The following is a 24228-nucleotide window of genomic DNA, read 5'->3' as shown; positions in this document are numbered from 1 at the left end:
ACCACAGATTCGGATAACCCATAGTAAATTTTTTGTGAAAAAGCCCTAAAAATGTCGAAAAATATTTTGGATCCCGACGGATGGTTCTCCGGCGCTAAATTTGATATAGTGGATTCAATTCTATGGAAAAACGGAGTTGAATTCAAGGTGGTTCAAAAGCTGACAGTCACGATTCTGGAAACAAGCGACCTTCACGGGGCGCTGCTGCCGATCCAGTATGCCAACAACAGCGCAACGGAAACGGGCTTCGCCAAAATCGCATCGATCATTCGCAAGGAGCGCCAAAAGGGCGGGCCGCTGTTGCTTATCGATAACGGGGATTTGATTCAAGGGACGCCGCTGGCGTATCATCACGCCAAGCTGAACGGCGGGGAGCCGAATCCGATGATCCAGTGCCTGAATGAGCTCGGGTACGATGCGGCCGTTATCGGGAATCACGAGTTCAATTATGGGATGGAGCTGCTGCGCAAAGCGGTCGGGGAATCGAATTTCCCTTGGCTCAGCGCCAATATCGTCGATGAAGCGACCGGCGAACCGGTATTCGGCAAGCCCTATCTGGTCAAGACGCTCGAGCAGGGGCTCAAAATCGGCGTGCTGGGGCTGACGACGCCTTACATCCCGCATTGGGAGAAGCCCGAGCATATCGCGGGCCTGCGTTTTGAGGATGCCGTAGAGACGGCCAAGCGGTGGGTGAAGCATCTGCGCGAGCACGAGGGAGCGGACGTCGTGATCGTCTCCTATCACGGAGGGTTCGAGCGGCATCTGGAATCCGGCGAGCCGACGGAGCCGTTGACGGGGGAAAATCAAGGCTACGCGCTCTGCCGCGAGGTGGAAGGCATCGACGTATTGCTCACGGGTCACCAGCACCGTTCGATCAGCGGAACGAGCATCAACGGGGTGACGGTCGTACAGCCCGGCAGCGCAGGCGCCTGGCTCGGCAAAGTCACGCTGACGCTGGGCTTGGAAGAGGGAAGCTGGCGCGTGCTGGAAGCTGCGTCCGAGCTGGTTTCCCCGCAGGGTGAACCGCCGGATTCTGCGGTGATGGAGATCGTGGAGCCGCATGAGCGCCTCGCGCAGGTATGGCTCGATCAGCCGATCGGGCGTCTGCTTGGCGACATGCGTATCACCGATCCGATGCAGGTCCGGCTGAAGGAGCATCCGCTCATCGAGTTTATCAACCGGGTGCAGATGGAGCTGTCGGGGGCCTCGATCTCGAACACTGCGCTGTTCGACAACATCTCGCCGGGATTTCCCGAGCATATTACGATGCGGGACATTGTCTCCAATTACATCTATCCGAACACGCTGCAGGTCATCCGGGTGTCGGGGCAGGATATCCGCGCCGCACTGGAGCGTTCGGCCTCGTATTTTGCCCATTATGACGGAAGCGGTCAGGTGCAGGTGAGTGCGGAATTCAGCGATCCGAAGCCGCAGCATTATAATTACGACATGTGGGAAGGCATTGAGTACCGGATCAACATTTCGCGTCCGGTAGGACAGCGGATCGTCGAGCTGCGCTATAGCGGCAAGCCGATCGATCCGGAAGCGGAATACGACGTCGTCATGAACAATTACCGGGCGGCAGGCGGCGGAAACTACCTGATGTTCCAAGGGAAGCCGATCGTGAAGGACATTCCGACCGATATGGCGGAGCTGCTGGCCGGCTATATTATGGAGCGGGGAACGATCGAAGCGTCGCTGAACCGAAATTGGGAAGTCGTTTGGGACTAAACCAATAGGATATGTGGCAAAAAAGAAGACTGCGGTTCTGTGAATTAGGCGTTTCACAGGCCGCAGTCTTCTTACATATATGTCAATTCGATTAGTTCGCGGCGCCTTGCGGCTGCGAAGCATCGGCAACCGACCGTTTCCGCCGAAGGTTGAACACCAGATTCAGCACGATCGCGGTGAAGCTGCCTGCGACGATGCCGTTGCCGGTCAAAATTTGCACGGCTTGCGGCAGTTGGTTGAACAGCGTCGGAACGACCGTCACGCCGAGACCCATGCCGACGGAGCAGGCGATGATCAGCAGGTTCTCATGGTTGTTCAAATCGACCTGGGAGCCGAGCATGCGGATTCCGGAAGAGACGACCATGCCGAACATGGCAACGGTCGCGCCGCCGAGCACGGGGGTCGGGATCAGCGTCGTCAGCGCTGCAACTTTCGGGATCAGGCCAAGGACGATCAGTATGCCGCCTGCGGTCATGATCACGTCGCGCGTCCGGACGCCGCTCATTTGGATCAGCCCGACGTTCTGCGAGTAGGTCGTATACGGGAAGGCGTTGAACAAGCCGCCGAGGATGATCGCGAGACCTTCCGCGCGGTAGCCGCGGGTCAAATCCTCGGAGCGGATGTCGCGGTCGCATATTTTGCCGAGCGCCAAAAAGACCCCGGTCGACTCCACCAGACTGACCGCAGCGACCAGAATCATCGTCAGCACGGACGTGATTTCAAACGTCGGCATGCCGAAGTAGAGCGGGTGCACCATATGAAACCAGGAAGCTTCATGGAACGGAGCGAAGCTGACTTTGCCGAGCAGCGCCGCAACGAGCGTCCCGACGATCAACCCGAGCAGAATCGAGATCGCCCGCCAAAAGCCGGTGAAAAAGCGGTTCATGGCGATAATCAGCGCGAGCACACCGAAGGAAAGCAGCAGGTTGACCGGCGCGCCGAAATTCGGGTTGCCAACCCCGCCGCCCATATCGTTCAGCGCTACGGGAATGAGCGTGAGCCCGATGATCGTGACGACCGAACCGGTCACGACCGGAGGGAAGAAGCGGATCAGCTTGCCGAACAGCCCGGCGAAGATGACGACGAACAAGCCCGCGGCCAGGATGGCGCCGTAGACGGTCGAGATGCCGTGTTGGCTGCCGATGGCAATCATCGGGCCGACGGCCGTGAACGTACAGCCGAGCACGACCGGCAGGCCGATGCCGAAGAACCGGTTGCTCCACACTTGAAGCAGGGTAGCGATACCACAGGTTAACAGGTCGATCGAAACCAGGTAGGCGAGCTGCTCCGGCGACAGTTTCAGCGCGCTGCCGACAATCAGCGGCACGATGACGGCGCCGGCGTACATGGCAAGCACGTGCTGCAGGCCGAGCGAAAACCGCCGCATCGGCGGCTGGCCGGGTGATTTTGCATTCATAGACACAGGAAGGATACCTCCGGGAATGGATTGTTGGGCACGGAATTGATTTATACCGGATTCGTTTGCGGCTCAGGCTTGTCCGTGAATGTGACCCGTCCGTCCGCCAACGAAGCGACAGGCGCGAGAGACTCTACGCGATAGCCTGCATCCAGAAGCTTTCGGCCCCCCGGCTGAAAAGCTTTCTCGATCACGATGCCGATACCGGCTACCGTAGCGCCCGCTTTCTCGGCAATTCGGGCCAACCCGAACGCCGCTTCGCCGTTAGCGAGGAAATCGTCGATCAGCAGCACCCGGTCGCCGGGCGACAAAAACTTTTTGGAGACGGATACTTCGCTTTCTTCCTGCTTGGTGAAGGAGTACACTTTCTCCGTAAGCAGATCGTCCCGCAGCGTCAGCGACTTGCGCTTGCGCGCGAAAATGAGCGGCACGCCGAGCTGCAGCGCCGTCATGACGGCGGGAGCGATCCCGGACGATTCGATGGTCAGCACCTTCGTAATGCGTTCTTCGGCGAAACGGGCGGCAAATTCTTTGCCGATCTCCATCATAAGGACGGGATCGACCTGATGGTTCAGAAACGAGTCGACCTTAAGCACCTGTTCTCCGAGCACGATTCCTTCCTGCAGCACTTTGTTTTTTAGCAGTTCCATTACTTTTTCCTCCCGAACGTTAACAAGATCCTAAGCCCGATAAACACAAAAAGCCCGATTCGTCCGTTTCTACATAAGAAACGGGCAATCGAGCGATACGCAAAAGCAAGAAAAGGCGCAAAACGGTCGGCCGGGCTGCAAGCAGCGGCGTTTCCCCTTCTGCGTCCGTATGTGTACCGCCCGTAGTCCTGCCGTTGCGGAGGCAGGGTAGAGACTCGCAGGCCGATTCATCCTGCAATTATACGAGCTTTTTTATATTCGTTTCCGGCGCTTTACTGTATGCCATTATATACGATGCGGGCGGTTTGCGCCAGTTCAAAAATACGGGAAACGGCGGTTTCCCGGCAGAAGCTTCCGTGAGGCGCAGCAGGGGACAGGATAAGGATAAAATCGTTATAAAAGTTTTCCACCTTGCGGCACGGCAGCCGATTATGAGTTAATAGGAGATGTAGCCGGCCGGCTGACGCTTAAGGAAAGGAGTGATCAGAAACAATGATTACGGTATCCGAGGTGGTCTTCGCGTAAGCGGAGACGCCAGTCAAGGGGGGCCTTCGGGCCCCTTATATATTCGCGGATGGACAATACAAGAATCGATGGGTTATAATGTAAGGGAAATTCCGTATCTTCAAAAAAATTCAGGTGAAAGGAGTGTCGTGCAATGGTATTGGTACTGGACACAATGAACAAAGGAAAAGGGTTTGCTAACAAGTGAATAAGCATTTTTCTCCTTCACCGTCACCTGAACCGTCATTGAATGATACATGACATATAGAGGCATTCAGGCACGATATGGCGATCGTGTTTTTTTGTTGATAAGAATTTATAAGTTAACGCAACTTATAGCTTCGCGTCAACCTTGATAAACGCGCTTATCCTTAATGCTGATAAGGACGGCGTAGACGTTTATCCTGAATTCCATGCCCCTAATGCTTGCGACGTCAGTTTTGCTTCGGCAAAACTCAGAGGAGGTGTAAAGATGAAAATGCTTATAACTTTCGAGGCTTTGGCCAACATGGCGCGAAAGGAGGCTTTCATCGGTGGGGTACAAGAATGGGAAGGATATTTTGCCGCCTAGTCTGCTCAAGCAACTGCAGGACTATATTCAGGGCGAAATCATTTATATACCGAAAAAAGAACAGACCCGCGCAGGCTGGGGTGAGAACAACGGCACCCGGCAGTCGATTATGCGTCGGAATTTTGAGATTTTCAGGCTGTATGAGAACGGACATACGGTTACCGATCTGATCCGTCAGTTTCATCTGTCGGAGGACAGCATTCGGAAAATCATCGTGAAAACCCGCGGACTAAATTCGCGGCAGCAGGAAACGGCGTCCACCAGGCACTAGCCGAAAGGATAGCGAAAATAATCGCAAACGGAACAAGCCAGAAGTGGACGCTTTTGGCTTTTTTCTATTGTCTTGAGGAGGACGTAAACTCTTACGAGACATACCCCACCTCTATTTCTCTGAGATTTTCTACTCCTAGGGCTTCTCAACGCTCTGACGCTGCTTCCGGCAGCGGCATCATTGTTCCGGCTGTCCGGAAGCTTTGCGCAGCTCGTTGGCCAACCGGTTAAACTCTTTACGCGCCTGATCCGAGTCGGTGCAAAAATAAGCCGCCGACAAAAAGCGGATGATCTTGTTCGCATCTTCGGGACTAAGCATGGCGCATTCCCCCCATTCCCCCACAGACTTTGTCTTATGGACAATTTATGCCAGTCTCCTTTTTTCGGACACGGCACGCATTCAAAGATAGGGCAAATCACCCGCTTCCCCGAACTTGGCTTATGGTATGATAGAAGAAAATGGAATTTACTCCAGCCGGCAACCGTCGCCAAGGAAGCAATTCGCCGGTTGGATTGAAGGAGGGGGAACCGATCTGATCCGGGTTTTCGTCTATGGAACGCTGTTGGTCGGCGAGTCGAATCATTCTGTGGTCGCGCCTTATGTGCTCTCGGTCCGGCCCGGACGGGTGCGCGGCACGTTGTTCGATGCGGGAGCTTATCCCGGACTCGTCCTGTCGGGCTGCGGCGGCGAGACGGACGTTGAAGGCGAATGGCTGGTCGTGACGCAGGAAGGTCTGAATCGGATGGACGAACTGGAGGAGTATTACGGGCCCGGCGCGCGGAACGATTATGAACGCGTCTGGGTGCGCGACAGCCGGCGGGAAGAGTGCGAGGGATGGATCTACTTGTGGAATGAGCCGCGGGGATACCCGCGCATTAACGGCGGATCCTGGCGCGAATATGCCCGCAGGAAGCAAGAGCATGGGAGCATGCTTTGAAGCCTGCCCCAATCAGGCTCGTCTGGAATACGGTCTCCAATCCTCCCGTTCCGACTTCTTGACGATTTCCGTCATTCGCAGAACGACATGATGCGACTGTTCCTCGCCGATTGCGTTGATCAGCTGCTCATATGAAATATTGTCCTGAACCAGGCTTCGGGTGACGCTGCTGTCTTTGTACCACGCCTCGGTGATGGCAAACGAGCCTTCTTTCTTCAGCCAAACCTCATGATAGTAATGTTCTTGTTCGCTTTTGGGCTGGAGTGTCAAATAAAACGCTTGCATCGGCATGCGCGGGTCAGACAAGCGCTGACTTACCAAGGACCCGGACGAAACGGGCTGGCCGAACGAAACGTACTTGGATACTTTTTTGATCAGATGGTCCACGGGATTCATGTTGTCCTTCCTTTCAGCTAGGAAAAAGTGCTCGGAAAAAGTAAAATTTTCATCAAATTTTGTGGTGTTTTTATCGTATCATAGTTCTTTTGGTTTACAAATGGTACTTAAGAACTATATGCGATTGGAAAGTTCCCTGTAACCCTGTGGCAACCATCCGTGCTATAATGATCTCATAAGAGCATGCACCATGAAGGAGCGTTCGACGGCTTATGGCACCTTATAAAATTTTATTGGCCGATGACGAAGCCGCCTTGCGGTTCTTACTAACGGAAACGTTGGCCGAGGAAGGATACGAGCTTACCGAAGCGGAAGATGGGGCGCAGGCGCTTGCCTATTTGCGGGAGCAGCCGTTCGACTTAATTATTCTGGACTATATGATGCCCGAACGCACCGGAGTGGAGGTTTGCGAATGGCTTCGCGGCCATGCGAATCCGAATGCGGACACACCGGTCATTCTTTTGACGGCCAAAGCGCTGGATAAGGACCGGGAACGTGCCAAGGCGGCGGGCGTTACGCAATATATCGTCAAACCGTTCAGTCCGCTGCAGCTGCTGGATACCGTGGAAGAGCTGATCCGGCGCGATGCGCGTTAACCGATAGAAATTTATACCGGAGACGGGAAGTGAAGGCTTTGCATCAAACACCCTCTGACGACCGGATGAAACGAGAGGCCCGGCTGCTGAAGGAAGGCCGGAAAAAATATATTCGCGAGCTGAATAAGCAGCTGCAGCAGCTGCGGCATTGGACCGGGGATGCGGAGCCGGAGGATACGTCCGAGACGGCCCGCCGGTTTTACCGTATCGTACATACGCTGAAAGGCAGCGCGCCGATGTTCGGTTTTACGCGCATTGGGGCATTGGCCGAGAAATTGGTCGGGCACTGGGAATGGTCGCAGGACGAGGAAGCTGTGGCGTCGCCGGCGGTTCGGGTACGGTTTCGGCAATGCTCGCAGGCTTCCCTTGCGCTGGTGCTCGAATTGGAATTGGAGTTCGATACCATCGCACGCGAGCTGGAGCCGGATGAGCAGCAGGAACAGCTGCAGCGCACTCTCACGCCTCCGCAGGGCGAACGGCTGCTTGTGATCGACGATGACGATGTGCTGCGGGCTTATCTGGTCCGGCGTCTGAAGCTGGACGGCTACGAGGTGGATGAAGCCGCAGACGTCAGTTCGGCGCAGCGGCTCATCCGGGAGCGTTCGTACGACTTGATTTCGCTCGATCTTATGATGCATCCGGGCAGCGGCTACGAACTGTTCGAATTTTTGAAGGAAGACCCGAATTTGAAGCTTGTGCCCCTGATCGTGCTATCCGGGCGCAGCGACGTGTACGACAAGGTCCGCTGCTTCTACCTGGGCGCGGACGACTACGTGGTCAAGCCGTTTCAATACGAAGAGCTGGCCGCCCGCATCTACAGTCTGCTCAAGCGGACCAAGACGTTCGAGCAAATGGCATTCCGCGACCCGTTGACGGGGGTGTACAACCGACGGTATTTTGACCATCAAATTCAAGTGGAGCTGCAGCGCGTCGCACGGTATCCCGGGACGATCTCGATGGTATTCATCGATATCGACCGGTTCAAATCGATCAACGACACGTACGGGCATCCGATCGGGGATTTGGTGCTGCAGGGCCTCGCCCATCTGCTACAGGCCAATCTGCGCGCTACGGATCTGATCGCCCGCTTCGGGGGCGAGGAATTCGTGGTGGTCCTGCCCGGCACGTCCGCCGCCGACGCCAAAAAGACGATCGAAGGCATTCTGAGGCTGACGCATCAGGGACCTGTGGCGCAAAACGAAGGCCAGTCGTTTCACATTACGTTCTCGGCCGGCGTGTCGGAGTGGCAGCCCGACCTTACGCTGAGCGAGTGGATCCGGCGAGCAGACGATGCGATGTACGAAGCCAAGCAAAGCGGCCGTAACCGGGTGATGCTGTATACCGGCGACGCTGCCGGTACGGAGACGGACGCAGCGGCGCGCAAGACGGTGCTGATTGCCGACGACGACAATATTTTACGCTCGATTCTCATGGCGAAGCTCAGGCACCTGCCGATCGACTTCAAGGAGGCGGCCAACGGAGAAGAGGCTTATTTGGAGCTGCTCGGCAGCCCGGTCGATCTGTGTATTCTCGACGGCGTGATGCCGCGTCTCGACGGGTACGGCGTGCTTGAGCGGATGAGGGAGCGCGGCACGCGGCCGCCCCATACGAAAGTGCTCGTTCTCTCCGGGCGCAGCCGGGAGGAGGACACGAGCCGGGGGATGCAGCTTGGAGCGAATGCTTATATGCATAAACCGTTTTCCATGGTTGAGCTGGAGCTTAAGGTGAAGGAATTGCTGGAATTAAGCTGAGGCCGTGACGACAACTTGTCACGGTTTTTTCATTTTTACCTATAAAAAATAGGACTTCCGACCGATATAATATGTGATAAAGAATATAGCTTCGACCTTAGTGAATAGGATGTGAGCTTTTTGTTATCCACGAAGCCCGATGTGTTGGCGATTAAAAACCGGATGACCTTGCCGGTGACGTTCGGAACGTACTTGTTGGCCGTGTTTGCATGCGCTTTATTTCGATGGGTTCATGTCTTTAAATCCGAGCACGATCTGCTGGCTTACGAGGTATTGCTTAATGTGTTTTTGGGGGCTCCGCTGATTCTGTTAGTCGTCGCTGCGTTGTTATTTTGGCGGGGGCATCATCGTTACGTTCCGCTGTTCAATGCGCTGTCCATGACATTCACGAGTATGGCGATGATCGTCGGCTCGGGCGGGATGGTCGAATTTTATTTTTCGATCTTCATGGTTATTGCTCTGATGGCCTTTTATGAAGATACGAAGCTGATTTGGCTGATGACCGCTTTGTTCGCCCTGCAATACATCGCCTCCTACTGGCTGTATTCGGAGCTTGTGTTCGGCAAGGACGGGTACGGTATCGAGATGCTGGCGATCCATGCCGTGTTCCTTCTGTTGACAGCAGGAACGACCGTATGGCAAATCACGAAGAAAAAGGCAACCGTGGCTTTGCTCGAAGCGGACAAGCAGGAGAAGCAGAAGCTGCTCGGCAACATTCTGAACAAGCTGACGGACAGCTCCGAGCAGCTCGTGGATTACGTGGGACGGCTCAACGAGAACACCGAGCAGACGCTGCTGGCGAACCGCCGGATCATGACCTCCATGGAAGGCATGGCGTCGGGAACGGAAGAGCAGGCGCAAACCAGCAAAGACAGCGCACGTGCGATGGAAGAGATGTCGATCGGCATACAGCGCGTGGCCGAATCGTCGGCGACCGTCTCGGAGGCGTCGCTCGGCATGGTGGAGGAAGCGGAGAAAGGCAACGAGACGATCGGGCATGCGGTATCGCAGCTTGGCGCTTTGAAAAGCTCCTCGACGGAAGTGTCGGCGGCTTTACACCGGCTGGAGAAGCAGTCGGTCGAAATCGGTGAGATCGCTACGTTGATTTCCGGGGTAGCTTCCCAAACGAACCTGCTTGCGCTGAACGCAGCGATCGAAGCGGCCCGGGCAGGGGAGCACGGAGCGGGCTTTGCCGTGGTGGCGCGCGAGGTCCGGAAGCTTGCGGAGCAAGCCGAAGCGTCGGCAGGTCAAATCACGCAGCTGATCGAAGAGATTCAGCAGGCGACGGTATCCGCCGTATCGGTGATGCGCGCAAGCGCCGGTCAGGTGGAAACAAGTCATACGGCGGTGAACGAAGCCGGGGACGTATTCCGGCTCATTGTCGACGAAGCGAAAAAAGTATGCGATCAAATCCAGGATATTTCGGCGGCGGCCCAGCAAATGTCGGCGGGGTCGGAGCAGGTGACGGCCGCGTTGAACGAGGTGGCGCGCATTTCCGACGACAGTGCGACAGGGGCGAATCATGTGCTCTCCTCGTCGCAGGAGCAGCTATCGGCGATGGAGTCAATCACCGCTTCGACGGAAGGGCTGACGCGGCTCGCGAAGGAGCTGGAGACGATCTGCCACGAGCTGCAAACGGAACGGAAAAAGCACATGTCTTCTTTATAAGGCAGATAGATTACACGAAAAAACATCCCGCTTCGCTGCCGTCAAGGCAGAGGAAGCGGGATGCTTTCGTTCGTCGGCAAGCGCGTTGGGAATCAATGCTTACAGGTCGTCCCAGTTCAGGTTGGACGATTTGCTGTAGTTGGTCACCTTTTGCTCGAAAAAGTCCGTTTTCATGCTGTTCATGTTGCTGAACGTCTCGACCCACTTCATCGGATGCTCGACGACTTCGGGGTACAAAATTTCCAGGCCCAGCTTGCGCAGGCGCTCGTTGGACAAATATTTGATGTACTGGTCGATGATATCGTTGCTCAGGCCGTGAATGTTGTTGTTCGTGATGTATTGGCCCCATTCGATCTCGTGCTGGACAGCCGTCTTCATCATTTGGCGCAGGTCTTCAATCAGCTCGTCCGTGAACAGCTCGGGATTTTCCTTGCGGATTTCGCGGAAAATGTTCTGGAACAGCGCCAGATGCGTCAGTTCGTCGCGCTGAATGTACTTGATCTCCGAGACGGTGCCGAGCATCTTGCCTTGGCGTCCGAGCGCGTAGAAGAAGCTGAAGCCGCTGTAAAAATAAATGCCTTCGAGAATATAGTTAGCCATGATGGTGCGCATCAGGTTTTCCGTGGAAGGCGTCTCGATGAACCGTTCGTACAGGTCGGTGATGAACCGGTTGCGGCGCAGCAAGTGCTTGTCTTCGCGCCATTGGTTATAGATGTCGTCGCGCACTTCCGCCGAGCAGACGCTGTCAAGGATGTACGAATAGCTCTGGCTGTGCACGGCTTCTTGGAACGTCTGCACCGTCAGGCACAGGTTGACTTCCGGAGCGGTGATGTACTCGTTGATGTTCGGCAGGTTGGCCGTTTGCAGCGAATCGAGAAAGATCAGGAAGCTGATGATTTTGTCGTAGCTTTGGCGCTCCACGGGCGACAGGAACTTGTAGTCCTTCGCATCCTGCGCGAGCGGGATTTCCTCGGGAATCCAGAAGTTGTTCATCATCGTGCGGTACATCTTGGTTGCCCAGTCATATTTGACGTTGTTCAGCTCGATCAGGTTCGTCGTGTTGCCGCCGATCATGCGGCGCTTGCCCCAATCCCGGTCGCCGTGCTCGTTAAACAGCTTTTTCTTTTGAAGCTCCATTGGTTGGTCTACCCCCTAAGTCGAATGACCCTCCTAAATCCTCCCTAGTAGGGAGGACCCCATGGGGCGCCGGCCCCCTGGACCCCGGAAAGGGTCGGTTGAGTGAAGTTGTGCAAATGAGAGACGGTTGACAGTGGATCGCTTTCGTACATAAGACTCTTTGCATTTGCAAAGAGTCTTATGTACACGCTTTACGTTTAGAGCGTTGGAGTTCATTGGGCAGCGCGCTTCGCTGCCGCCCGCGAACTCCGGGCTTTTTCGTTGGGGAGGGGGCGCTCATGCGCGCCTGGCCCTAACGGATTAGGATACAGAAACTCTTCATCTACGCGCTGCAGCTTACGCAATCCTCGACTTCGAGGCTTTTGTTGCGGCAGTAGTAGACGGTTTTCAGGCCGTGTTTCCAAGCGGCCATGTACATTTCCAGAAACTCGCGGGCGGACAGCTCCGGCGTGATGTACAGGTTGAACGATTGCGATTGGTCGATATGGCGCTGGCGGGCGCCGGCGGCGCGGATGCTCCAATGCTGGTCGATCCGGTGCGCTTCCTTGTAGAACCACATGGTCTCCGGGTTCAGGTTCGGCGCGGTTTGCGGGATGACGGCGTTCTTCTTCTCTTCGACGAAAAACTTGTTGAAGATCGGGTCGATCCCGGCCGTCGAACCGGCGATGAGCGAGGTCGACGCCGTCGGCGCGATGGCGAACATCCAGCCGTTGCGTACACCGTGTTTCGCGACTTGCTCTTTCAATTCGAGCCATTCCGGGCTGTTGTAGCCGCGGGCTTCGAAGTATTCGCCGGTCTGCCATTCGCTGCCCTCGAATACAGGGTAAGCGCCTTTTTCTTTGGCGATTTCCATCGACGCTTTGATGGCGTAGTAGTTCATCCATTCGTACACTTCGTCGGCTTTCTGCACGTGCTCGTCGGATTCCCATTGAATTTTGAGCTGAGCCAGCATTTGATGGTAGCCGCTGGAGCCGAGGCCGACGGCGCGGTACTTTTTATTCGTAATTTGCGCTTGCGGAATCGGATAGTAGTTCAGGTCGATGACGTTGTCCATCATCCGCATCTGCGTCGTGACGACGCGCTCGATGTCTTCCTTCGTATAGACGCGGCCAAGGTTGGTCGACGACAGGTTGCAGACGACAAAATCGCCGCTTTTCACCTTCGTCGTAATGATGCCGTCTTCGTGTTCCGTCTGGATCATCTCGGTGGCGCTCATGTTTTGGCAAATTTCGGTACACAGGTTCGAGCAGTAAATCATGCCTTTGTGCTTGTTCGGGTTGGCGCGGTTGACCGTGTCGCGGAAGAACACGAACGGCGTGCCGGTTTCGAACGAGCTGGTCAGGATGCGCTTCATAATGTCGATGGCCGGAATTTCGTCCTTCGAAATTTTGTCGTCGTTTACGCAATCCCAGTAGCGGCTTTCGAATTCCTCGCCCCACGAATCCTCGATCGAGTAGCCCTTGATCTTGCGCACTTCGTGCGGATCGAACAAGTACCACGTGCCGCGCTCCTCGACCGTTTTCATGAACAGATCGGGGATGCAGACGCCCGGGAAAATGTCGTGAGCCTTCATCCGGTCGTCACCGTTGTTCGTCTTCAGGTTCAGGAAGTCCAAAATATCCTTATGCCACACATCAAGGTAGACGGCGACGGCTCCGGAACGGACGCCGAGCTGGTCGACGGCGATAGCCGTATTGTTGTAGTTCTTGATCCAAGGCACGACGCCGCCGGCGACGCCCTTGAATCCGCGGATGTTGGAGCCGCGGCTGCGCACTTTGCCGACATAGATGCCCATGCCGCCGCCGTGCTTGGATACCTGCGCAAAGCTTTGGTCTACGTTGTAGATGCCCCACAGGTTGTCCGGCACCGTATCGATAAAACAGCTGGAGAGCTGATGCAGCGGCTTGCGGGCGTTCGCCAGCGTCGGCGTCGCTACCGTCATCTCCAGATTGCTGAGCACGTCGTAGAACTGCTTCGCCCAACGGAGTTTATCCGTTTCCTTCATGGCCAGGTGCATCGCAACGCCCATGAACAGCTCCTGCGGCAGCTCCAGCACTTCTTTGTCCAGTCCCTTGATCAAATAGCGGTCGGCGAGCGTTTTGAGGCCGATGTAGTTCAGCAGGTAATCGCGCTCCGGCTTGATGTAAGTGCCGAGCTCCTGAATTTCTTCCCGGCTGTAATGCTCGAGAATGTATTTGCCGTACAAGCCCATATCGGTCAAATAGGTGATCAACGAATACAGATCGCCGTAGCCGAAATGGCCGTACTTGCGGTTTAAGCGGGCTTCCTTATAAAGATCGTAGGAAAGCAGCTTGGCGGCGACGTACTGCCAGTTCGGCTGCTCGACGCTTGTTTTTTCCACGGCAACCTGAATGAGTAGGCGCTGGATTTCCTGGGTCGTAATTCCGTTGCGGAATAAAGGTAGCAGAGCGGTTTCCAGCTCCAGCGGATCGCATTCCGGATAAGTTTCGCACGCGAAGTCGATGACTTTTTTCATTTTTGCGAACACAAGTTCTTCTTTCGTGCCGTCCCGTTTTACGATGATCATGCATTCAGCTCCTTTGGAATGTTCAAAGAAAAAGCATGCCGCTGCCGTGCAGGCAGACGCATGCCGCTAACGCTTCGTGCGAAGCGTTAAATGTCTGGTAACGCGCAGGGCTCCCGCTTCTGAAGCGTCTTCCTGTCGTTCTGCCGGTTTGTCGTCGATCAGGCCTGACGAACCGTGCGGGTGCGGCTTCATTATCGTAGCGATGCCCTAACGAGTTTCCACAATATGTCGTAGTTCTTGATTCTTGAACCTACAATATGTAGTTGTTTGCGCGAAGCAATAACATGAATTTACCGCATCGTCGCTTCTCTGTCAATCTATTATTTCGGCCGAGAATCGCCAATTGATTAGGATAAAATCGCGAAAAAACGCCGAATTTGGTTTGTTATTGCGTTTTATGCTACATTTACTATGGGCTGTGGGAAACCTGCCTTTTTTTGCGAAAAAATAGAGGTCATGGGATGATGACACCGGGTCTCCGGTAATCGATAGGAGGAGTAACCAATGGAATGGAGAGGGTATTGGGGAGAGACGTACAGGAGGCTCGCCTTATGGGTGCTGATCGTCGGCTTCGGCTTCATGTACCTGTTTGGGTCTGCGGCTACGGCCGGAGCGCACGCCTCTCTCGTACAGACGGTTCCTGCCAACGGCGCGGAGCTGGAGAAGCCGCCGGAGCAGGTGGTCTTGACGTTTAACGAGCGTCTGGAGGAAGGGCTGTACTATTTAAGGGTTTACGACGGCAGCAAGCGCAAGGTAACAGACAAAGCGGCTGTGATGAACGATACCCGCACAACCTTGACCCTGGATCTGCCGGGACTTGTCAAAGGCATCTACGTGGTGACTTATCACGTCATCTCGGCGGACGGGCATCCCGTGGACGGCACTTATTTGTTCGCGGTCGGCCAAAGCTTGGACCAGCCGTCGGGCGTCAGCGGCAGCGCGCCTGCGATTGAGCACTTGCACCGCCACGACGGTCCGATGAGTACGTTTGGAGTGAAGGATGTCCTGCAGTTCGGCTCGCGTATTTTGTTTTATTTGGCTTTGCTCGGTTTCACGGGCTGGCTGCTCTGGCTGCGCTGGTTCGCTCCCGGAGAAAAAACAGATCCGTCCCGCGTCCGGCTGAGGCAGTGGGCGGAACGGCTGCAGCAGCTCTATTTGATCGCGTATATTTTGTTCATGTGGGCGCATATGGGCGATTTAATCGGCGACGGGGGAGCGGAAGGTTTGCTGCGTTTGTTCACCCAAACGACGGTCGGCTACGCCTGGTCCGGAGGATTGTTGCTGGCGCTGCTGTCCTTTGTCGTGCTGTACCGCAGCGTCTTTCTCGACTATATCTGGCTTGCGCTCGTCTGGTTCGCTAAAAGTCTGCTCGGACATGCGGCTGCTTTCGAACCGAAAAGCGAAACGCTCGTGCTGGACTGGCTTCATCTGGCCGCCTCTTCGGTATGGGTCGGAGGCCTGCTGATGCTTCTCGTCTTGTGGCGTACGGATAAGGAACTGGGCAAACGTTTCCTTCCGCGCTTCTCAACGGCTGCGCTGGTCAGCATCTTGCTGCTGACCGTCTCCGGCGTGCTGACCGTGTTCATTTTTCTCCCGGACGTACGGTATATCGTGGAGACCGGGTGGGGCAAGCTGCTTCTGGCGAAGACCGGGCTCGTGCTGTTGGTCGTCGTGACAGCGGCGCTGATCCGCTTCTTGTTCCGCAAAAGCAGCGAACGGGGGGCAGGCCGCCTGCTTGGCGTCGATGCCGTGCTGATGACGCTTATTGTCGGCGTCGTCGGCGTATTTACTTATTTAACTCCGCTTCCGGCCAATGAACCGATGAACTGGCATGTGATGGGCGAGAAGATCCATATGACCGCGCAGATCAGTCCGAACGTGCCGGGCGTCAACGATTTTGCCGTAAAAGTGTGGCTGCCCGAAAAGCTCGGCAAACCGAAGCAGGTGATCATGAAGCTGCAGGCGACGGACAATCCGGAAATTGCGCCGCTTGTGGTGCCTGTCGAATATACGGAGGATGTGAGCTTCGAGGAGTCGTTCGGGTTAAAAAGACATACTTACAAAACGCGCGGAGCTTATTTGCCTTATCCCGGCCATTGGAAGCTGGAGGTACGGGTTATGGACAGCAATGACGACGAAACGGTATATGAACATACGTTCCGCGTTTATTGATCGGAATTTCAATAAAAGTGATGTTGAATTTTATCGTTTTATGTCGATGAATATGGGTCTTTATAACCAAAATTGTCTTGTTCTTTTGGTTCTGGGGAATTAGAATAAAAGAAAACCCTTCATCAGAGGAAGCAGAGGATCGACATGGCAAAAAAACGGAGTCCTGTAGGTTCGGGTCTGCTGCGGGAATGGCGGCATAAACTGTACCGGCACGGTGCACTTCTGCATCTGTGGTGCGTCATGGCCGGTGCGGAAATCGTACTGCTTTCGCTCAAACAGTTGCTTGGTGTGCCTAATGACTCGTTGGACTTCATGACAGCGGGCTTGACCGTGCTGTTGGTCGCCCCGATCCTGAATGCGGCCGTTCGGAAAAACAGCGTCAAGCCGATTCGGGCGCTGGCCCCGGCCGTTGGTATTATGGCGTTTGCAGAGATTGTGGAATTGGCGGTGCGCTATGCGTCGTCACAAACCGCCGACTTGATGAGAACAACGGCTGATCTGGCAGGTCTCGCTCTGCTCACGGCGCCGATCCTTCACTTTGTGCTGACGGATATGCGCAACCGGGAGTTTACGGTACGCCAGCTGACATACCTCGCCTATCACGATAGGCTGACCGGGCTGCCGAACCGCCAGAAGTTCCAACAAACCGTCGGCATGTCGATCCGGAAGGCCAAGCTGTCGGGGCGCAAGCTGTCCGTCATGTTCATCGATCTGGACCGGTTTAAGAACGTCAACGACACGTTCGGCCATACGTTCGGCGATCTTCTGTTGACGGAAGCGGCGGAACGGCTTAAAAGCGGGCTGCAGGCAGGCGATGGCGTGTCGCGGCAGGGCGGGGACGAATTCACCGTGCTGATCAAAGATACGTTGCAGCCGCAAGATGCCGAGAAGGTGGCGCAGAAAATTATTCATCTGCTCAGCCAGCCCTTTGCCATAGACGGCCACGAGCTTCGGGTGGGCTGCAGTATCGGAATTGCGATGTATCCGCAGGACGGGGAAGATCCCATTACGCTCATGAAAAATGCCGATACGGCCATGTACCGGGCCAAGGAGCTCGGGAAAAACGGCTACCAGTTCTACAAGGCCGAGATGAACGATACGGTCATTCAGAAGCTGGTGATGGAAGAGTGGCTGAACAAAGCGCTGGAGCAGGAGGAGTTCGTCCTGTATTACCAGCCGCAGGTCGATATTTTCACGACCCGCATGAACGGCATGGAGGCGCTCATCCGTTGGAATCATCCGCGGCTTGGCTTCATCTCGCCGGGTGAATTTATTCCGCTGGCCGAAGAGACGGGATTGATCATTCCGATCGGACGATGGGTGCTGCGCACGGCTTGTAAGCAGAACAAGGCATGGCAGCTCGCCGGATTTCCGCCGCTGAAGATGGCGGTGAACATCTCCCCGATTCAGTTTCACCAGCACGATTTCGTCCAAGTCGTTCTCGATGCGCTGCAGGAAAGCGGGCTGGAGCCGCGGTATCTGGAGCTGGAAATTACCGAAGGCATTGCGATGTATCACGTGGATCAAGTCATTCAAAAGCTGCAAACCTTGCGCGAGCTCGGCGTACATATCTCGATGGACGATTTCGGCACCGGCTATTCGTCCCTCAATTATCTCAAGAAATTTCCGATCGACAAACTGAAAATTGCGCAGCAGTTCGTCCGCGACATTACGGTCGATCCCGACGACGCTGCCATCGTCCAAGCGATTATGGCCATGGCGCTCAGCCTGAAGCTGAACGTGATTGCCGAAGGGGTCGAGACGGAGGAGCAACTCTCCTTCCTGCTCGATATCAAATGCAGGGAAATTCAAGGTTACATTTACAGCAAGCCGGTTCCTGCACACGAATTTACCGATCTGATGCTGCGGCCTCCTGCTTGATGGAAACAAAGAAGCGTTCCAGCCTCGTCCAATGCGAGGGCTGGAACGCTTGTTTATTTTGTGGAGGCGGACACTTCTGAGAGGTGGTAGTGACCGGCTCGGGTGCTTAGGCGTTCGTTTCCTGCCAAGCCTGCGGGTGACCGTCGCCCACATACCTCGCGGCAGCGGCGTTGGCGATGACCTGCTGGCGGCTTTTGCAGCCCGGGATCACCGCGCTGACCGCAGGATGCTTCAGGCACCAAGCCAGCGCCCACGTCGCCATGTCCATGCCTTCCGGCACTTCGTGCTCGCGGATGCGCTTCACTTCCTCCAGCTTCAGCCGCGTTTGCTCCGGATCGTGCCGATGGCGGACGTCGTTCTCCGCGAACGAAGCGCCGGGATTGTATTTGCCGCTCAGGTAGCCGCTGGCCAGCGGCACGCGCGCCAGCACGCCGAGTCCTTGGCGCTCGCAGGACGGGAAGACCCGCTTCTCCGGCTTGCGGTCAAGCCGGTTGTAAACGACTTGAATCACCTTCGAATTCACGCGTTCGGAGGCATCCGTTTGATGGAGGTTGTCATTGCTGCCGATGGACGTGCCGAGATGCCGTATTTTTCCCGCTTGTACTTGTTTATCCAGCAAGGTCCACAGCTCGTCCTGATCGAAGGCTTCGTCTGTACCTGAATGAAACTGATAAAGATCTATGTAGTCCGTCCGGAGCGCTTTGAGCGAGGCATCGAGCTGTGCCAACACTGCTTGCGGCGACCATTCCTGACTCCGGTCCAGATGGGCGTGAAATTTATGCCCAAACTTGGTGGCAATGACCCAGTCTTCGCGCCGACCCCGGGAAATGTAGCTTCCGATGAGCGATTCGGACGTATGGTCTCCGTAGCATTCCGCGGTGTCGATCAGGTTGATGCCGCACGCTTTGGCTTCGTCCAGAATCGCGTCAGCTTCCTCCTGGGTAAACGGCTTGCCCCATTCGCCGCCGAACTGCCATGTGCCGACCCCGATGACGGACACCTTCATGTTTGTTTTGCCCAACTTCCGGTATTTCATCGATAATCCCTCCTCAAGCGAATGATGTTGCGCTTCTCCCTGATTGTACCTAATTCGTTAGCTTGCTTCAAATGTACGACCAACGGTCGGCGGTTTCTAATTTTAAGGTTATTTTAATACTCTTTTCCTCCGTATCCGGTATAGTTAAGAGAAACGACGTTGAGAAGGCGAGGGAGAAGCTCTTGAACCGAATGATGCGATGGGCGAAGGAATGGGTAGCGCCGCTTGGCTTGGCTGTGATCATCAGCTTTTCGTTCAACACATACGTGGCGCAGGGGATGAAGGTGCCGACCGGTTCGATGCTGCCGACCATTCAGCTCGACGATAAAGTGTTTGTGGAAAAGATGGTCGCGCTGACCGATTTTAAGTTCGGCGACATCGTCGTCTTTTATCCGCCGCTCAAGGGAGAAGAAGACAAGCGCTACATTAAACGGCTGATCGGACTGCCGGGCGATACGATTGAAGTGAAGGACGGCGTGCTATATCGCAATGGCGAGAAGGTGGACGAGCCTTATGTGAAGGAGCCGATGAAATACCAATTCGGCCCGGTTCAAGTGCCGGAAGGGAAATATTTGTTCCTTGGCGACAACCGCAACGACAGCATGGATTCCCACCTGTGGCCGACGCCGTTCGTGGACAAAAGCAAGCTCGTCGGCAAGGCGCTGTTCCGTTACTATCCGTTCGATCAGATCGGGGAGATTAAGTAGCGGGCCGCCTCTGGACAAAACGATAGGGAACGCTTATAATAAATAAGCGCAATCCCTTTTCGCGCGGGTGTAGTTCAATGGTAGAACTCCAGCTTCCCAAGCTGGTGGCGTGGGTTCGATTCCCATCACCCGCTTACAAGAAAAACCCTTGTATATCAAGGGTTTTTGTCATTTTTATAGGTTGTTAATTTACCTCATTTTCTGATGTTGGTGCCAAACTGGTGCCACTCGCTTTCGGATCGAACTTATCGAACGCTTTGGCAGTCTGTTTTTTCTTCTTTTTGGAAACATGAACGTATATATCACATATCGTTTGTTCACGTGAATGCCGAAGTCTTTCTTGTATGGATTTCATCTGTTCGCCGGCCTCGAAAAGAAGTGATCCGGATGTGTGACGAAGATGGTGAAGACGTATATGTCTGAATTTGTTTCGCTTTAAAAATTTTGCCCATGTCCTAGTAGTAGTAGAAGGGTAGTATGGTTCACCAAATCCACTATGAAATATGAATTGTCTGTCTCCGCCTTTCCATAGGTCCCCTACTTTAAGTTTATCGATTTTCCATTGGTGATAAAATTCTTTCAACTCTCGCATGTACCATTCTGGCATGTCAACTTCACCAAAAGAGCTTTCATTTTTAGGATCATCTATAAATTCCCAATCTATCGGCAAGCTTTTGTCTATATTCACCTCGCCGAAATCTGCCCAATAAACATCTAAACTGAGAGAGCGTACCTTTACGCCATTCGTGATTACTCAATAATAGCGGCTCTGTTTCGGTACTTGGGAAAAAGAGGGAATTATCATCCATTCCCCTTACAGAGAGGGATAAGTCCTCTTTAAGCCCATTTTTTTAGATGGATAAGTGCCCAATTCCCCCTCACTGACATATGGTGGAGTATGTTCTAGTCAGAGAGGAGAAATCAAAAATGTCTCAAGAGACGATAATCGAAACCGCAGAGGAGTTCGAACACATCCATCCGTATCGTTATCCTTGGTGGCACGGTCACGGCCCTTCAGGTCAGCCTACTCAGCACTTTCCACCTAATCCTTATTGGCCGTCTCAAGGTCAGCATTATCACCAATATCTCGGTTTAACGCATCCTCAAAGCTTCAATCCTCACAGCTTCAATCTACACGGCTTCAATCCGTTCCATCGGCACCACTATCCGCACCACCATCATGATATGCACGGGCATCATTTTTACCATCATGCCCGCTGGGTGCAAGATCCTTGGACTGGCGAATGGTACATCGACTGAAGAAAGGCCGCGCGACAACACCGTGTACAGTACCGGACGCTCTCCTGAAGCGACGATCTTTACTGCCTGCTCTTTTGTAATGACCTCACCGTTGTAGTTGATATATTGCCCCGGATGTAACTCCGACAACTTAATTGTTTCTTGTGATCCAAATAAATCCGGCTCCAGTTAAGCAGCCTATAAGTGTCCTCCGGGGTCCCTCGGCCTTACAACACCCTGTTACGTAGATCGTCGTCGATCAGGTTTCTTCAATGTATTTCCAGAAAACAATTGCTTCCTCAAGCCGGCGCATTTATAATAAATCCTGCATACTTAACATACATACGAGTATAAAAAGTGTATTTAATCTGCGGGGGATTGCGCTTGAACCGTTCATTTTACGCTTTATTGGTCAGCCAAACGACAACCAACCTCGGCTTTGCGCTTTATACGATGGTTGTGGTCATGCATTTGTACGCGCAGACCGGTTCGACGGCGTTGTCCGCGGCCGTGACGCTAATCAGCGCCATTTCGCGAATGGTCAGCGGCGTCGTTTTGCCGTCGTTTGCCGACCGGTTTCGGCTTCCCGCGCTGCTGATCTTTTCGCAAACGACGCAGCTGGTTATTCTCCTGTGTCTTGCGCTGATGCTAACGCAGGACGTTTCCGCTTTGACCTTGGTTGTCATCATGGGGCTGCTTGCGATCATTTCTTTTTTCAACGGCTGGTTCTCGCCTGTAAAAAGCTCGCTGCTCCGAGCCGTTGTACCTGAGAGTGAGCGGGTGAGAGCGATCGGCTTGCTGTCGACGGTGGACCAAACATTCCAATTTGCCGGATGGACTTTGGGTGGCGTGCTGCTGACCATCTTAGGCCAAGGCGCTGCGCTTGGGATTACGTTTGCTTTACTCGTCGTATCGATCGGATGCATGTTCCTTCTGAAGCGGCACGGGAAGAAGCATGAACCGGCAGGGCTTCGGAGCGAACAAGGATTTGTTGCCGGATTAACGGCAGGCTGGAAAATTCTTTACAGGCATGAAGGACTGCGTGTCCTTGTCATGATGGATCTAATCGAATCTTGGGTCGGCACGATCTGGATCGGAGCCGTCACGTTAACTTTTGTCAAAGAGGCTTTGCACGAAGGTGAAGCCTGGTGGGGATATATTAACGGCGGTTACTATTTAGGCACCATCGTTGGCGGTTTGATTGTCCTTCGTCTTTCCCGCCGGATGCAGGGGAAGCTGACCGTGAGTATGCTATTGGGAGCGTCATTGTTCGGTGTGCTGACACTGCTGTACGGGTTCGTATCGAACAGCATGCTGGCGCTGCTGCTCGTCCTGTTGATGGGGCCGGCTTATCAAATCCGCGATCTGGCGCAAGAATCGATGGTTCAAAACAGCTCGGACGAGCATACTTTGCTTAAAGTGGCGGCAGCCCGGTCTACCTTGGTCCAGCTCATCACGATGCTCTCTATTGCGGTGATCGGAATCGTAACAGACGTTATCGGCGTTCGTTTGGTTTACATCGCTTCCGGCTGCGTGCTGCTCGTTTCAGCCGCATACGGATTTGTGCAGCTGCAGTTTCGGAAAAAAGGGGCTTTGCTGGAGAGCGAACACCTGTAGTGCCCGTCTCAATCGTTGGCCTGCTCCTCGTATTGCGGGAACAGCAGCTTGAGCATTCCGAGAATGCGCTGCCGGTCTTGATCGGTGAGCAGGTGGCCGTTGTATTGGAGGCCGTCAATATATTGGAGCGATTTGCCGATATCGTACAGATGCTCGAGCGTCTGGGTATCGGTTTTTTCGGCGTCCGCTCCTGGCGTTCGGAACTGCCCCGCCATGCTTTCCAATTGGCCGATCAGCTTGTAAATCTCGACCTTCGGCGGATCTTGCTGAAGCAAAGCTTGCAGCGTGTCCGGCGTAATCTCGAAATCGTCGCCGAAGAACGGGCGATAATCCCGTTCCAATCGTTTGAGGGCCGCCCGGGGAATGACGGGAAGGGCTTGAACGATCCCGTCGAGGTCGATCCCGAGAATATCGAGCAGGTCTTGGAACGCCTGCCGGTACTTGTGGGTATCAGCAAGCTTCTGGTAGCCGGCAGCTGCCATCAGATCGGCATACTCGACGCCAAGCGGTTCGACCAGCTTCTCCAGCAGCTCGGGCGAGGGCATGTTTTTTTTCTTGCCCGTTTCGATCTGGGACAAATAAGGGTTCGAGTAGCCGATCCGATCGCCCAGTTGGGTAAGCGTCAGCCCCTTGGCTTCCCTCAAGCTTTTTAAATAGGCTCCGAACTGCTGAACGTTCATCCGCGCACATCCTTTCTTGTTCTTCTATTATACACGTTTACTTGCTATTAGTAAATGTTATTTTGAATATTGTTGCTAATAGCAAGAAAGTGTGATAATGTTACTAACACAAAACAAGAAACGGTGAACAGCAGCCCGCGGTTGCTTGTCCGCTGCAAGAATATCCATTCGGGTGAATCGAAAGGTGGTCGCTATGAACGATACGCTCACACTTGCGCAAAAAAAAGCCGTCCGCGCAGCCATGGAAGAACGGCTGGCTCTGTACCGGAGCTACAAATACAGCAGCTTCGAACGACGCGAAGCCCGGGTTACCGCCAGTTACGATCCGCGGTACCACGGGGCGACGAATGCGGTAAGCGATCCTACCGCGCAGATCGCCGTATACAATGTAAACGAGCAAATGCACCGCAGTTACGTGTGCGATTCCGTGGAAATCGCGCTGAGCCTGCTGCCGGACAAGCAGCGGTCGATCATCGAAACGCGGTATATGCGGCAAAATACGCCGACGGATATGCAAGTATGCGACCGACTGAGCATGTCCAAGGATACATACGATCGGCAGCGACTTGCGGCGATGTACGAAATGGCTTTATTTTTGGAAGTGGATTGCGGGTTCGAGCTGATAACACAGTAAGCAGGCAACAAATAGACCGTTCTCTCTCGTGGGGGGCGGTCTATTTTTCTATGAGGAGTACTGTTGTGAGCTTTCTATAAAAAAG

General features: G+C 54.4%; 21 protein-coding genes, 1 tRNA gene and 1 riboswitch. Of the genes, 13 read left to right on the top strand and 9 right to left on the bottom strand.

All coding sequences use genetic code 11. The features are described from left to right. The first annotated feature begins 147 nt into the window (after positions 1 to 147). A complete protein-coding gene (locus KQX66_RS23625) occupies positions 148 to 1731 on the top strand; it encodes a bifunctional metallophosphatase/5'-nucleotidase (protein WP_216795253.1) in 1584 nt (527 codons plus the stop codon). Between the two features lie 91 nt (positions 1732 to 1822). On the opposite strand, the gene KQX66_RS23620 is transcribed toward KQX66_RS23625, so the two are convergent. Both KQX66_RS23620 and KQX66_RS23615 read right to left on the bottom strand, forming a co-directional pair. Next, on the bottom strand, positions 1823 to 3148 hold the full coding sequence (locus tag KQX66_RS23620; protein WP_216795282.1) for a nucleobase:cation symporter-2 family protein: 1326 nt from the start codon (positions 3146 to 3148) through the stop codon (positions 1823 to 1825). 50 nt (positions 3149 to 3198) lie between these two features. Then, a complete protein-coding gene (locus tag KQX66_RS23615; protein ID WP_216795252.1) occupies positions 3199 to 3798 on the bottom strand; it encodes a xanthine phosphoribosyltransferase in 600 nt (199 codons plus the stop codon). A gap of 163 nt (positions 3799 to 3961) precedes the next feature. Then, positions 3962 to 4064, bottom strand: a riboswitch (purine riboswitch). A gap of 771 nt (positions 4065 to 4835) precedes the next feature. Here KQX66_RS23615 and KQX66_RS23610 point away from each other — a divergent pair. After that, positions 4836 to 5144: a CD3324 family protein gene (locus KQX66_RS23610; RefSeq protein WP_010499607.1), complete on the top strand. Its 309-nt coding sequence runs from the start codon at positions 4836 to 4838 to the stop codon at positions 5142 to 5144. A 177-nt stretch (positions 5145 to 5321) separates the two neighbouring features. Here the strand turns inward: KQX66_RS23610 and KQX66_RS23605 are convergent, their stop codons facing one another. Next, positions 5322 to 5462, bottom strand: coding sequence for a hypothetical protein (locus KQX66_RS23605; RefSeq protein WP_036687748.1), 141 nt, complete (start codon positions 5460 to 5462; stop codon positions 5322 to 5324). Between the two features lie 214 nt (positions 5463 to 5676). Between KQX66_RS23605 and KQX66_RS23600 the strand changes: the two genes are divergently transcribed. Continuing rightward, positions 5677 to 6081, top strand: a complete 405-nt coding sequence (locus tag KQX66_RS23600) for a gamma-glutamylcyclotransferase family protein (RefSeq protein WP_216795281.1) — start codon at positions 5677 to 5679, stop codon at positions 6079 to 6081. A gap of 12 nt (positions 6082 to 6093) precedes the next feature. Here the strand turns inward: KQX66_RS23600 and KQX66_RS23595 are convergent, their stop codons facing one another. Continuing rightward, positions 6094 to 6477 carry a hypothetical protein gene (locus KQX66_RS23595; RefSeq protein ID WP_216795251.1) on the bottom strand — a complete coding sequence of 128 codons (384 nt, stop codon included), beginning with the start codon at positions 6475 to 6477 and terminating at the stop codon, positions 6094 to 6096. Positions 6478 to 6689: 212 nt separating this feature from the next. On the opposite strand from KQX66_RS23595, the gene KQX66_RS23590 reads away from it, so the two are divergent. The 3 genes from KQX66_RS23590 to KQX66_RS23580 all read left to right on the top strand — a co-directional run bounded on the left by KQX66_RS23590 (position 6690) and on the right by KQX66_RS23580 (position 10492). Further along, positions 6690 to 7073: a response regulator gene (locus KQX66_RS23590; RefSeq protein WP_216795250.1), complete on the top strand. Its 384-nt coding sequence runs from the start codon at positions 6690 to 6692 to the stop codon at positions 7071 to 7073. A gap of 29 nt (positions 7074 to 7102) precedes the next feature. Continuing rightward, positions 7103 to 8824, top strand: a complete 1722-nt coding sequence (locus KQX66_RS23585) for a GGDEF domain-containing response regulator (protein WP_308647265.1) — start codon at positions 7103 to 7105, stop codon at positions 8822 to 8824. Positions 8825 to 8944: 120 nt separating this feature from the next. Further along, positions 8945 to 10492, top strand: a complete 1548-nt coding sequence (locus KQX66_RS23580; RefSeq protein WP_216795249.1) for a methyl-accepting chemotaxis protein — start codon at positions 8945 to 8947, stop codon at positions 10490 to 10492. A gap of 99 nt (positions 10493 to 10591) precedes the next feature. Here KQX66_RS23580 and KQX66_RS23575 read toward each other — a convergent pair whose 3' ends face one another. Both KQX66_RS23575 and KQX66_RS23570 read right to left on the bottom strand, forming a co-directional pair. Then, positions 10592 to 11629: a ribonucleotide-diphosphate reductase subunit beta gene (locus KQX66_RS23575; RefSeq protein WP_010499619.1), complete on the bottom strand. Its 1038-nt coding sequence runs from the start codon at positions 11627 to 11629 to the stop codon at positions 10592 to 10594. A gap of 322 nt (positions 11630 to 11951) precedes the next feature. After that, the gene (locus KQX66_RS23570) at positions 11952 to 14177 is read right to left on the bottom strand and encodes a ribonucleoside-diphosphate reductase subunit alpha (protein ID WP_216795248.1); all 2226 of its coding nucleotides are present in this window, start codon (positions 14175 to 14177) and stop codon (positions 11952 to 11954) included. A 504-nt stretch (positions 14178 to 14681) separates the two neighbouring features. Here KQX66_RS23570 and KQX66_RS23565 point away from each other — a divergent pair. Both KQX66_RS23565 and KQX66_RS23560 read left to right on the top strand, forming a co-directional pair. After that, a complete protein-coding gene (locus KQX66_RS23565) occupies positions 14682 to 16349 on the top strand; it encodes a copper resistance CopC/CopD family protein (protein WP_216795247.1) in 1668 nt (555 codons plus the stop codon). A 144-nt stretch (positions 16350 to 16493) separates the two neighbouring features. Continuing rightward, the gene (locus KQX66_RS23560) at positions 16494 to 18230 is read left to right on the top strand and encodes a putative bifunctional diguanylate cyclase/phosphodiesterase (protein ID WP_216795246.1); all 1737 of its coding nucleotides are present in this window, start codon (positions 16494 to 16496) and stop codon (positions 18228 to 18230) included. Between the two features lie 106 nt (positions 18231 to 18336). On the opposite strand, the gene KQX66_RS23555 is transcribed toward KQX66_RS23560, so the two are convergent. Further along, complete coding sequence (locus KQX66_RS23555) at positions 18337 to 19266, bottom strand: aldo/keto reductase (protein WP_216795245.1); 930 nt, start codon at positions 19264 to 19266, stop codon at positions 18337 to 18339. Between the two features lie 191 nt (positions 19267 to 19457). Between KQX66_RS23555 and lepB the strand changes: the two genes are divergently transcribed. Continuing rightward, a complete protein-coding gene (gene lepB / locus KQX66_RS23550) occupies positions 19458 to 19973 on the top strand; it encodes a signal peptidase I (protein ID WP_216795279.1) in 516 nt (171 codons plus the stop codon). Positions 19974 to 20036: 63 nt separating this feature from the next. Further along, a tRNA-Gly gene (locus KQX66_RS23545) sits at positions 20037 to 20107 on the top strand. A 50-nt stretch (positions 20108 to 20157) separates the two neighbouring features. On the opposite strand, the gene KQX66_RS23540 is transcribed toward KQX66_RS23545, so the two are convergent. After that, positions 20158 to 20661 (bottom strand): tyrosine-type recombinase/integrase, encoded by a 504-nt coding sequence (locus KQX66_RS23540; RefSeq protein ID WP_216795244.1) that lies wholly within the window; start codon positions 20659 to 20661, stop codon positions 20158 to 20160. Between the two features lie 239 nt (positions 20662 to 20900). Here KQX66_RS23540 and KQX66_RS23535 point away from each other — a divergent pair, with 239 nt between their 5' ends. Together KQX66_RS23535 and KQX66_RS23530 are read left to right on the top strand one after the other, a co-directional pair. Beyond that, the gene (locus KQX66_RS23535) at positions 20901 to 21233 is read left to right on the top strand and encodes a hypothetical protein (protein ID WP_216795243.1); all 333 of its coding nucleotides are present in this window, start codon (positions 20901 to 20903) and stop codon (positions 21231 to 21233) included. A gap of 363 nt (positions 21234 to 21596) precedes the next feature. After that, on the top strand, positions 21597 to 22829 hold the full coding sequence (locus KQX66_RS23530) for an MFS transporter (protein WP_216795242.1): 1233 nt from the start codon (positions 21597 to 21599) through the stop codon (positions 22827 to 22829). 8 nt (positions 22830 to 22837) lie between these two features. On the opposite strand, the gene KQX66_RS23525 is transcribed toward KQX66_RS23530, so the two are convergent. Further along, positions 22838 to 23509 carry a helix-turn-helix domain-containing protein gene (locus KQX66_RS23525; protein WP_216795241.1) on the bottom strand — a complete coding sequence of 224 codons (672 nt, stop codon included), beginning with the start codon at positions 23507 to 23509 and terminating at the stop codon, positions 22838 to 22840. Positions 23510 to 23702: 193 nt separating this feature from the next. On the opposite strand from KQX66_RS23525, the gene KQX66_RS23520 reads away from it, so the two are divergent. Next, positions 23703 to 24143: an ArpU family phage packaging/lysis transcriptional regulator gene (locus KQX66_RS23520; RefSeq protein WP_216795240.1), complete on the top strand. Its 441-nt coding sequence runs from the start codon at positions 23703 to 23705 to the stop codon at positions 24141 to 24143. Positions 24144 to 24228: the final 85 nt, after the last annotated feature.

Source organism: Paenibacillus oleatilyticus (assembly GCF_018998565.1).
GTDB classification, from domain to species: Bacteria; Bacillota; Bacilli; order Paenibacillales; family NBRC-103111; genus Paenibacillus_G; species Paenibacillus_G oleatilyticus.
Note: the sequence above shows the minus strand (reverse complement) of the source record. Positions and strands in the feature narration are given on the sequence as shown.

Coding starts and splice junctions, on each gene's coding strand:
- KQX66_RS23620 (WP_216795282.1), bottom strand. CDS start 3,148: ATGAATGCAAAATCACCCGGCCAGCCGCCGATGCGGCGGTTTTCGCTC.
- KQX66_RS23615 (WP_216795252.1), bottom strand. CDS start 3,798: ATGGAACTGCTAAAAAACAAAGTGCTGCAGGAAGGAATCGTGCTCGGA.
- KQX66_RS23605 (WP_036687748.1), bottom strand. CDS start 5,462: ATGCTTAGTCCCGAAGATGCGAACAAGATCATCCGCTTTTTGTCGGCG.
- KQX66_RS23595 (WP_216795251.1), bottom strand. CDS start 6,477: ATGAATCCCGTGGACCATCTGATCAAAAAAGTATCCAAGTACGTTTCG.
- KQX66_RS23590 (WP_216795250.1), top strand. CDS start 6,690: ATGGCACCTTATAAAATTTTATTGGCCGATGACGAAGCCGCCTTGCGG.
- KQX66_RS23575 (WP_010499619.1), bottom strand. CDS start 11,629: ATGGAGCTTCAAAAGAAAAAGCTGTTTAACGAGCACGGCGACCGGGAT.
- KQX66_RS23570 (WP_216795248.1), bottom strand. CDS start 14,177: ATGATCATCGTAAAACGGGACGGCACGAAAGAAGAACTTGTGTTCGCA.
- KQX66_RS23565 (WP_216795247.1), top strand. CDS start 14,682: ATGGAATGGAGAGGGTATTGGGGAGAGACGTACAGGAGGCTCGCCTTA.
- KQX66_RS23560 (WP_216795246.1), top strand. CDS start 16,494: ATGGCAAAAAAACGGAGTCCTGTAGGTTCGGGTCTGCTGCGGGAATGG.
- KQX66_RS23555 (WP_216795245.1), bottom strand. CDS start 19,266: ATGAAATACCGGAAGTTGGGCAAAACAAACATGAAGGTGTCCGTCATC.
- lepB (WP_216795279.1), top strand. CDS start 19,458: ATGATGCGATGGGCGAAGGAATGGGTAGCGCCGCTTGGCTTGGCTGTG.
- KQX66_RS23535 (WP_216795243.1), top strand. CDS start 20,901: ATGTCTCAAGAGACGATAATCGAAACCGCAGAGGAGTTCGAACACATC.
- KQX66_RS23525 (WP_216795241.1), bottom strand. CDS start 23,509: ATGAACGTTCAGCAGTTCGGAGCCTATTTAAAAAGCTTGAGGGAAGCC.
- KQX66_RS23520 (WP_216795240.1), top strand. CDS start 23,703: ATGAACGATACGCTCACACTTGCGCAAAAAAAAGCCGTCCGCGCAGCC.